The sequence below is a fragment of the Ruminococcus difficilis genome, assembly GCF_016680995.1.
The window spans coordinates 1-1052 of the sequence record NZ_JAEQMG010000160.1; the positions used below are offsets into that span (position 1 = coordinate 1).

Here is a 1052-nt window from a genome sequence, read left to right on the forward strand (position 1 = left end):
CCTGCATGAAGTCGGAATTGCTAGTAATCGCGGATCAGCATGCCGCGGTGAATACGTTCCCGGGCCTTGTACACACCGCCCGTCACACCATGGGAGCCGGTAATACCCGAAGTCAGTAGCTTAACCTCGTGAGAGCGCTGCCGAAGGTAGGATTGGCGACTGGGGTGAAGTCGTAACAAGGTAGCCGTATCGGAAGGTGCGGCTGGATCACCTCCTTTCTATGGAGACCAAGTCAAATGAAACAGGTTGACTTAACATCCAAGGTCAGCATTACGAAATGTTCGGCTTGATTCGTTGTTCAATTTTCAGGGCCCTGAAAAGGGAGCCGAGAGGCAGCCTGAACAGAAGATATGGGGGTATAGCTCAGCTGGGAGAGCACCTGCTTTGCAAGCAGGGGGTCTGCGGTTCGATCCCGCATATCTCCACCAACGGCTTAAGATTTGAGCCAAAACCAATATGGGCTTATAGCTCAGCCGGTTAGAGCGTCCGCCTGATAAGCGGGAGGTCGGTGGTTCGAGTCCACTTAAGCCCACCACAACCATTAAAAATGGTTGTACAAAGTACCTTGAAAACTGAATAAAGATAGCAGATAAAGCGAGAAAAGTATTGTTTATCAACAGTTAAACTCAAACCTCAAATGGTAAAATAAGTTTACGAAGGTAAAAGATACTGCAATTTCTGTAAGGGTGAAATAGAAAGTTAGAAATAACAGCCTATTTTCAAACAATTACGAAGAACCAAAGATATCTCGAAAACGCTTGGCAGAGCAGAATAAATCCACGTGCTTCAAGTGAAGTAACAAGGAAACAAAGATGCGCTGACAAGCAAAATTAATGGTCAAGCTACAAAGAGCACAAGGGGAATGCCTTGGCACCGAGAGCCGATGAAGGACGTGACTAACTGCGATAAGCCACGGGGAGCTGTAAGTGAGCATTATATCCGTGGATTTCCGAATGGAGCAATCCGGCAAGAGGAAAGTCTTGTCATCATATACTGAATCAATAGGTATATGAGGGGAACCGCCTGAACTGAAACATCTAAGTAGGGCGAGG

2 tRNA genes and 2 rRNA genes are annotated in these 1052 nt (G+C 46.9%); all 4 read left to right on the forward strand.

The features are described 5' to 3' along the window. Positions 1-218, forward strand: a 16S ribosomal RNA gene (locus tag JKK62_RS14435); the annotation flags it as partial. A 134-nt stretch (positions 219-352) separates the two neighbouring features. After that, positions 353-428 (forward strand) — tRNA-Ala (locus JKK62_RS14440). A gap of 30 nt (positions 429-458) precedes the next feature. Next, a tRNA-Ile gene (locus JKK62_RS14445) sits at positions 459-535 on the forward strand. A 300-nt stretch (positions 536-835) separates the two neighbouring features. Next, positions 836-1052, forward strand: a 23S ribosomal RNA gene (locus JKK62_RS14450); the annotation flags it as partial.